Genomic DNA, 8,083 nt, shown 5'->3' with positions numbered 1-8,083 from the left:
GTCGCCATGGCCGCCGCCGTCGCCATGGCCGCCACCGTCGCCATGGCCGCCACCGTCGCCGTGACCACCACCATCGCCATGGCCACCACCGTCACCGTCGCCGCCGCCTCCGTGTCCGCCATGGCCTCCGCCACCGGAAGTACCGCCACCGGAAGTACCGCCACCGGAAGTACCGCCACCGGAAGTGCCGCCACCGGAAGTACCGCCACCGGAAGTGCCGCCACCGGAAGTGCCGCCACCGGAAGTACCGCCACCGGAGGTGCCGCCACCGGAAGCACCGCCACCCGAAGTACCATTACCACCGTTGCCGGACGAGTTCCCTCCGCGACCCGTGCCGCTCGTCCCGCCGGACGTTCCACCTGTCGCTCCACCGGCACCGGCAGGTCCGACGGCACCGTTGCCGTTGTTTCCACTGCTGCCGTTGCCGCTACCACTGCCGTTGGCCGGTCCAGGACTGCTGCCGCCACTGCCGCTCGTGCCGGCACCGTTGCCGCCGATACCATGACCGGCATAGACCTGCACCGCACACCCAGCCGGATTGGCTGCGCACGACGAAGCGTCCGCGACCAGCGTCATGATGGTGTCCGCGCCGGCGTTCGCGCCGGCCACGGAGTCGGGCGTGGTGGTTTGTGCGACCGCATACGAGCAGCAGCACGCAAACGCGGCCGCGGCCAGCAAGGTTGCACGAGGGCGCCGTCCCGCCGGGCGGGACGGTTGTTTCGTCTTATGCATCATGGCCTCCCATGCGCGCGGCGCCTCGTTGCCGCGCGACGATCTACGTGTGGTGCAGGGAGCCAGAAAAGATTCGTTGTCCTATCGGCAGCCGATTGCCTTCGGGCCGGCGCTTGACGCCAGCCGCGAACGCGGGTCGGCACGCGGGCCCGCCGTGCGAATCCCTATCTGCGAGATTCGTGCCATCGGCCGCTTGTGCCCGTCACGCAAGGCGCGCGCGGACACGCGACGCACGCATGCAACGTCGTCGGGGGGATTTTGTTTCCGGATTGAAACGTGTGAGCTTTCGCGCGCGGCTCAGCGCGCCGGCGCGTCGGCGGCGCGCTGCCAGCGGTGGAACAGGATCGACGCGATCCAGCACACGAGGAACAGCGCGACGATGCCGTAGCCGATCGAGCCGAAGCGTTCGCCGAGCGCATCGAGCGTGTCGCGCACGGGGCCCGTCAGCGCCAGCTTGTCGGCCAGCAGGCCGGCCGCCTCGATCCCGCCGATCGCCAGTGCAACGGCCGCCGACACGAACGTGATGCTCGCGTTGTAGAGCAGCTTGCGCTGCGGATCGTCCATCGCCCAGCCATAGGCATGAATCATCAGCACGTTGTCGGTCGAGTCGATCAGCGTCATGCCGGCGGTGAACAAGGCGGGAAACAGCATGACCGTGTAGACCGGCAACCCCTGGCTCGCCTGCGCGGCGGCAATCGCGAGCAGGCCGATTTCGGTTGCAGTATCGAAACCTAGCCCGAACAGCACACCGACCGGATACATGTGCCAGCTTTTCGACACGAACCGGAACAGCGGGCGCAGCAGTCGCGACACGAGTCCGGCGGGGCGGTGCACGTGTGCGTCGCCGTGCGTGTGTGCGTGCGCGGGGGCGCGGCGATAACGCCGCCATACGTCGCGCAGGATCATCAGGTTCACGCACGCGAGCACGAGCAGGAAGGTGGCCGACACCGCCGTGCCGATCGTGCCGCCGATCTCGCGGAACGCATCGAACCGGTCGCGCAGCGCGAACGCGGTCAGCGCGATGCCGAGCGTCGCCGCGATCACGATCGTCGAATGGCCGAGCGAGAAGAACAGCCCGACGCTCACCGGGCGCTGGCCGTCCTGCATCAGCTTGCGTGTCGCGACGTCGATCGCGGCGATGTGATCGGCGTCGACGGCATGACGCAACCCGAGCCCGTACGCGATCGCCGCGGTGCCGAGCAGCAGCGGATGGTCGCGCAGCACGGCGAGCGCCCACAGCCACACGGCGACGTTCGCGGCGATCAGGCCGGCGTAGAGCATCAGCAGGCGGCGCAGGGCAGGGGTGGGCGGCATCGGGCGGGTTCCATCTGACGAATCGCTTTCCATTGTGGCATGCGAAAAAAATGCCTGCGAGTCGATCAAAAGGACGCCATCGCGGCAGCGCGCGCCGGACGAAAAAAAGCCCGTCCGGAACCGGACGGGCTTGCGTGCATGCGACGGGGCGCGAGCGCCCGGCGCTTACTTCGTCTTCGCGCTGATCACGCCTTCCGATACGTTGGCCGGCGTTTCTGCGTACTGCTTGAACTCCATCGTGTAGGTCGCGCGGCCTTGCGTCGCCGAACGCAGCGACGTCGAATAGCCGAACATCTCCGCGAGCGGCACCTCGGCGCGCACGAGCTTGCCGCCGCCGCCGGCGATGTCTTCCATCCCCTGCACGATGCCGCGACGGCTCGACAGGTCGCCCATCACGTTGCCCATGAATTCCTCGGGCGTCTCGACTTCCACGGCCATCATCGGCTCGAGCAGCACGGGCTTCGCGCGGCGCATCGCTTCCTTGAACGCCATCGAGCCGGCCATCCGGAACGCGTTTTCGTTCGAGTCGACGTCGTGGTACGAGCCGAACGTCAGGTGCACCTTCACGTCGACGACCGGGTAGCCCGCGAGCACGCCGCTCTTCAGCGTTTCGGTGATGCCCTTGTCGACGGCCGGGATGAACTCGCGCGGAATCACGCCGCCCTTGATCTCGTCGAGGAACTCGTAGCCCTTGCCCGGGTTCGGCTCGAGCGTGATCACCGCATGGCCGTACTGGCCGCGGCCGCCCGACTGCTTGACGAACTTGCCCTCGACGTCGGATGCCGTCGTGCGCACCGTCTCGCGATACGCGACCTGCGGCTTGCCGACCGTCGCTTCGACGCCGAACTCGCGCTTCATCCGGTCGACCAGGATTTCGAGGTGGAGCTCGCCCATCCCCGAAATGATCGTCTGGCCGGATTCTTCGTCGGTCTGCACGCGGAACGACGGATCTTCCTGCGCCAGGCGGTTCAGCGCGAGGCCCATCTTTTCCTGGTCGGCCTTCGTCTTCGGCTCGACGGCCTGCGAGATCACGGGCTCCGGGAACTCCATCTTCTCGAGGATGATCGGCTTGACCGGATCGCACAGCGTGTCGCCCGTGGTCGCTTCCTTCAGCCCGACGGCAGCCGCAATGTCGCCCGCGCGCACTTCCTTGATTTCCTTGCGCTCGTTCGCGTGCATCTGCAGGATCCGGCCGAGGCGTTCCTTCTTGTCCTTCGTCGCGTTGAGCACCGTATCGCCCGATTCGACGACGCCCGAATACACGCGGAAGAAGATCAGCTGGCCGACGAACGGGTCGGTCATGATCTTGAACGCGAGCGACGAGAACGGCTCGTCATCGCTCGGATGACGTTCCGCCGGCTTTTCCGGATCGGCGAAGTCGTGGCCGAGAATCGCCGGCACGTCGACCGGCGACGGCAGGTAGTCGATCACCGCGTCGAGCATCGCCTGCACGCCCTTGTTCTTGAACGCGCTGCCGCACAGCATCGGCACGATCTCGTTCGCGATCGTGCGCTTGCGCAGCGCGGCCTTGATCTCGTCCTCGGTCAGCGATTCATGGTCGTGCAGGTACTTCTCGAGCAGTTCCTCGCTCGCTTCGGCCGCGGCCTCGACCATCTTCTCGCGCCATTCGTGCGCGAGCTCGACGAGGTTCGCGGGGATGTCCTCGTACGTGAACTTCACGCCCTGGCTTTCGTCGTCCCACACGATCGCCTTCATCTTCACGAGATCGACGACGCCCTGGAAATGATCTTCCGCGCCGATCGGAATCTGGATCGGCACGGCGACGCCCTTCAGGCGCTCGCCGATCTGCTTCTGCACGCGGAAGAAGTCGGCGCCGATGCGGTCCATCTTGTTGACGAACGCGATGCGCGGCACCTTGTACTTGTTCGCCTGGCGCCACACGGTTTCGGACTGCGGCTGCACGCCGCCGACCGAGTCGTAGACCATGCACGCGCCGTCGAGCACGCGCATCGAGCGCTCGACTTCGATCGTGAAGTCGACGTGCCCGGGCGTGTCGATGATGTTGATGCGGTGTTCCGGATAGTTGCCGGCCATGCCCTTCCAGAAGGCCGTGGTCGCCGCCGACGTGATCGTGATGCCGCGTTCCTGCTCCTGCTCCATCCAGTCCATCGTGGCCGCGCCGTCGTGCACTTCACCGATCTTGTGGCTCACGCCGGTGTAAAACAGGATGCGCTCGGTCGTCGTGGTCTTGCCGGCATCGATGTGAGCGCTGATCCCGATATTGCGATAGCGCTCGATGGGGGTTTTGCGGGGCACGTGAACCTCCTTAGGTTCGAATGTAAGCGAGCCGGCGGTGCCGGCCCGGGCTGGACAAGCGAGACTTAAAGCATAGCGCTTGCGCGTGGCTTTTGCAGATGCGGCCGGCGCCGGCGGAATCAAGCGGGGCAGCGCCGCCGGCAGGTGAAAAAAAGCCGGCGCGCAACGGGCGGCCGGCTTCGGTCGATGCGCGGCGCGACGCCGCGGAACAGGCGGTTACTGGGCCTTCGGCAGGCCGTCGAGCTTCATGCCGGGCTTGATGCCCTTCGCCGCGAACCAGCCCTTGCTCATTTCGAGCGCGTAGACGCCGTTGTTGCGCGGGCAGTGGTTGTCGGTCGTCTCGGCCTTCATCTCGTCGATGTCGGTGATCGTGCCGTCCGCGCGGATGAACGCGATCGACAGCGGGATCAGCGTGTTCTTCATCCAGAAGCAGTGCACGGCGTTCTCGTTGAAGACGAACAGCATGCCTTCGTTCGGCGCGAGCTGCGAACGGTACATCAGCCCCTGTTCGCGGTCGGCGTCGTTCGCGGCGACGGCCGCGTCGATCACGTACATGCCGGCGCGCAGCTTCACGCGCGGAAACTCGCTCGGCTGCTTGGCGCCGGGCGGCATCTGCGCGCCGGCGGCCTGCATGCCGAGCGCGAGGACGGCGAGCGCGGCGGGAAACACGGTGGCGCGCGCTAGGCGGCCGAGCGACGAGCGCAGGGAGAATTGCACAGCATGGCTCCTGTCTGGAAAACGAGACCCGCATGGTACGCGATGCGCGCCGGCGGGCACACAAAAGAAAAAGGCAGATCGCCTTGCGGTGATCTGCCTTTCAACGCCGTAAGAACGGCAAGACTGCGTGTTCTTGACTGCGTTATTACAGCCAGCTTACTTAGTTCGAAGCAGCTGCCGGTGCTGCTGCGTCGCTTGCTGCAGCCTTCTTCGATGCCTTGTGGTGCTTCTTGGCAGCGTGGTGCTTCTTGGCAGCGTGCTTAGCCGGTGCCGAAGCAGCTTCTGCTGCTGCCGGAGCAGCTTCCGGAGCCGAAGCTTGTGCGAAAGCAGCCGTTGCGAAGAGGCCAGCGACCAGAGCGGCGATCAGTTTGTTCATGTTGTGTTCCTCAGCTTTAGTTAATTAACCAAATGACCCGGCAATAGGAGTCATGTCGTCTAACGGTGCCATCCACCTTTCGGTTGACAGACGCTTCGAGAAATTTCTCATTGCGCTGCGGGCGCCGAATCGTATTCGAGAAAAACGTCGCTTTCGTGACGCAAACACGGGTTCGGCTGCCAATGCCGGATAGCTAAGGTTGGCATCTGCGTGGTTTAACGCGCGATCTTCGCAGCCGGTTGACGAAAAAGACGACGAAAAATTCGCGTTTCCCGAATTCTTATCCGGCGGCCGCGAAACCGTCCCATGGCGCGCGCGGCGGCAGTGCGATTGTTTCGCCCGGTGCAATGCCGAGCGCAAATATATCCAGTGCGCCGATGCCCACGCGCACCAGGCGCAACGTCGGGAAGCCGACGGCAGCCGTCATCCGGCGCACCTGCCGGTTCTTGCCTTCGGTGATCGCGAGTTCGATCCAGGTGGTCGGGATCGCGGCGCGGTAGCGGATCGGCGGATTGCGCGCCCACAGCGTGTCGGGCGGCTCGATGAATTCGGCGCGGCACGGGCGCGTCACGTAGTCGCCGAGATCGACGCCGCGCGCGAGCGCCTTCAGGTCGGCCGGGCCGGGCGCGCCCTCGACCTGCGCCCAGTAGCGCTTCACGAGCTTGTGGCGCGGCTCCGCGATGCGCGCCTGCAGCGCGCCGTCGTCGGTGAGCAGCAGCAAGCCTTCGCTGTCCGCGTCCAGCCGGCCGGCCGCATAGACGCCGGGCGTTTTTACCCAGTCGCCGAGCGACGGGCGCGTCTCGTGCGCGGAAAACTGGCAAATCGTGCCGAACGGCTTGTTGAGGGCGATCAGGTTCATGGCAGGGCGCCCGCCCGGCCTGCCGCGGGAGGCGGGGGCGGGCGGTCTATGGCAAATGGCGGAATCTTAATGCATAATACGGAACGGCAAGTCCTCTGTCTTATATAAGACATAAGTGAGGCCTTGATACGCAGTGCCGCGGTTCATGCCGAAGTGCCCGGTTGGGGCGCTAGAATAGCGGCTCGCTGTTGCCGTCACGGGGTGGCCATGCCGCGCCCCCGCCGCGCGCGCAGCTTCGACCAGCATCACCTGCTCAGCCACGTCACTGGAGTCGATCATGCCGTATCAGCACATCAAGGTTCCGGAAGGCGGTGACAAGATCACCGTCAACAAGGACTTCTCGCTCAACGTTTCCGAGCAGCCGATCATTCCCTATATCGAAGGCGACGGTACGGGCTTCGATATCACGCCGGTCATGATCAAGGTCGTCGATGCGGCGGTCGCGCATGCCTACAAGGGCAAGCGCAAGATCCACTGGATGGAGATCTTCGCGGGCGAGAAGGCGACGAAGGTGTACGGTCCGGACGTGTGGCTCCCGGACGAAACGCTGCAGGTGCTGAAGGAATACGTGGTGTCGATCAAGGGGCCGCTCACGACCCCGGTCGGCGGCGGCATCCGTTCGCTGAACGTCGCGCTGCGCCAGGAGCTCGACCTGTACGTGTGCCTGCGCCCGGTCCAGTACTTCAAGGGCGTGCCGTCGCCGGTGCGCGAGCCGCAGAAGATAGACATGGTGATCTTCCGCGAGAACTCGGAAGACATCTACGCGGGCATCGAATGGGCCGCGGGTTCCGAGCAGGCGAAGAAGGTCATCAAGTTCCTGCAGGACGAGATGGGCGTGAAGAAGATCCGCTTCCCGGAAACCTCCGGGATCGGCGTCAAGCCCGTGTCGACCGAAGGCACCGAGCGTCTCGTGCGCAAGGCGATCCAGTATGCGATCGACAACGATCGCAAGTCGGTCACGCTGGTGCACAAGGGCAACATCATGAAGTTCACGGAAGGCCTGTTCCGTGACGCCGGCTACGCGCTCGCGCAGAAGGAATTCGGCGGCGAGCTGATCGACGGCGGCCCGTGGATGCGCGTGAAGAACCCGAAGACGGGCAACGAGATCGTGATCAAGGATTCGATCGCCGATGCGTTCCTGCAGCAGATCCTGCTGCGCCCGGCCGAATACGACGTGATCGCGACGCTGAACCTGAACGGCGACTACATCTCCGACGCACTGGCCGCGCAGGTCGGCGGCATCGGGATCGCGCCGGGCGCGAACCTGTCGGATTCGGTCGCGATGTTCGAGGCGACGCACGGCACGGCGCCGAAGTACGCGGGCAAGGATTACGTGAACCCCGGTTCCGAGATCCTGTCGGCGGAAATGATGCTGCGCCACCTCGGCTGGACGGAAGCGGCCGACACGATCATCGCCGCAATGGAGAAGTCGATCCTGCAGAAGCGCGTCACGTACGACTTCGCGCGCCTGATGGAAGGCGCGACGCAGGTGTCGTGCTCCGGCTTCGGCGAAGTCCTGATCGAGAACATGTAAGACCCCTTCCGGGGTGGGCCGGCAGGTTGCCGGCCGCCCCGGCGCTGACTGCCGGCGCCGGGGCGTTTCGTGGATGGCAGGTTTGTTGGCAGGGCGGTCCGGCATGCGGGCCGCGGCGCCGCGATGCGGCCCGGAGGCCCTGCAAGGTAGAACATGACGGCCCTCGCAACACCACCGCCCGGCTGAGCCGGCGCGCCCCTTTCGCGACCGACCCGGTCGCTCCCCGCCGGTTACCGCCGGCGCTCCTCAGTTCAACAATCACGTAGCAATGCTT

At 65.5% G+C, this 8,083-nt stretch carries 6 protein-coding genes and 1 pseudogene; 1 reads left to right on the top strand and 6 read right to left on the bottom strand.

All coding sequences use genetic code 11. From position 1 onward, the window contains the following. From DIE03_RS38880 to DIE03_RS32230, 6 genes and pseudogenes are all read right to left on the bottom strand, one after another. Positions 1-732: pseudogene (locus DIE03_RS38880) on the bottom strand (hypothetical protein); the annotation flags it as partial. Positions 733-1,029: 297 nt separating this feature from the next. Further along, positions 1,030-2,046 (bottom strand): HoxN/HupN/NixA family nickel/cobalt transporter, encoded by a 1,017-nt coding sequence (locus tag DIE03_RS32250; protein ID WP_185658264.1) that lies wholly within the window; start codon positions 2,044-2,046, stop codon positions 1,030-1,032. A gap of 165 nt (positions 2,047-2,211) precedes the next feature. Continuing rightward, the gene (gene fusA / locus DIE03_RS32245) at positions 2,212-4,323 is read right to left on the bottom strand and encodes an elongation factor G (protein ID WP_124456220.1); all 2,112 of its coding nucleotides are present in this window, start codon (positions 4,321-4,323) and stop codon (positions 2,212-2,214) included. 216 nt (positions 4,324-4,539) lie between these two features. Beyond that, a complete protein-coding gene (locus DIE03_RS32240; RefSeq protein WP_124456219.1) occupies positions 4,540-5,040 on the bottom strand; it encodes a DUF192 domain-containing protein in 501 nt (166 codons plus the stop codon). A 160-nt stretch (positions 5,041-5,200) separates the two neighbouring features. After that, positions 5,201-5,416: a hypothetical protein gene (locus DIE03_RS32235; RefSeq protein WP_011352970.1), complete on the bottom strand. Its 216-nt coding sequence runs from the start codon at positions 5,414-5,416 to the stop codon at positions 5,201-5,203. Between the two features lie 280 nt (positions 5,417-5,696). Then, positions 5,697-6,275 (bottom strand): pseudouridine synthase, encoded by a 579-nt coding sequence (locus tag DIE03_RS32230; protein ID WP_124456218.1) that lies wholly within the window; start codon positions 6,273-6,275, stop codon positions 5,697-5,699. Positions 6,276-6,552: 277 nt separating this feature from the next. Here DIE03_RS32230 and icd point away from each other — a divergent pair, with 277 nt between their 5' ends. Beyond that, entirely contained in the window at positions 6,553-7,809 is a 1,257-nt protein-coding gene (gene icd / locus DIE03_RS32220; RefSeq protein WP_124456216.1) for an NADP-dependent isocitrate dehydrogenase, read from the top strand. The last annotated feature ends 274 nt before the right edge of the window (positions 7,810-8,083 follow it).

Source organism: Burkholderia sp. Bp8992, assembly GCF_003853705.1.
Taxonomy (GTDB): Bacteria; Pseudomonadota; Gammaproteobacteria; order Burkholderiales; family Burkholderiaceae; genus Burkholderia.
This window is presented reverse-complemented; position numbering and strand designations above follow the sequence as displayed.

Coding starts and splice junctions, on each gene's coding strand:
- DIE03_RS32250 (WP_185658264.1), bottom strand. CDS start 2,046: ATGCCGCCCACCCCTGCCCTGCGCCGCCTGCTGATGCTCTACGCCGGC.
- DIE03_RS32235 (WP_011352970.1), bottom strand. CDS start 5,416: ATGAACAAACTGATCGCCGCTCTGGTCGCTGGCCTCTTCGCAACGGCT.
- DIE03_RS32230 (WP_124456218.1), bottom strand. CDS start 6,275: ATGAACCTGATCGCCCTCAACAAGCCGTTCGGCACGATTTGCCAGTTT.
- icd (WP_124456216.1), top strand. CDS start 6,553: ATGCCGTATCAGCACATCAAGGTTCCGGAAGGCGGTGACAAGATCACC.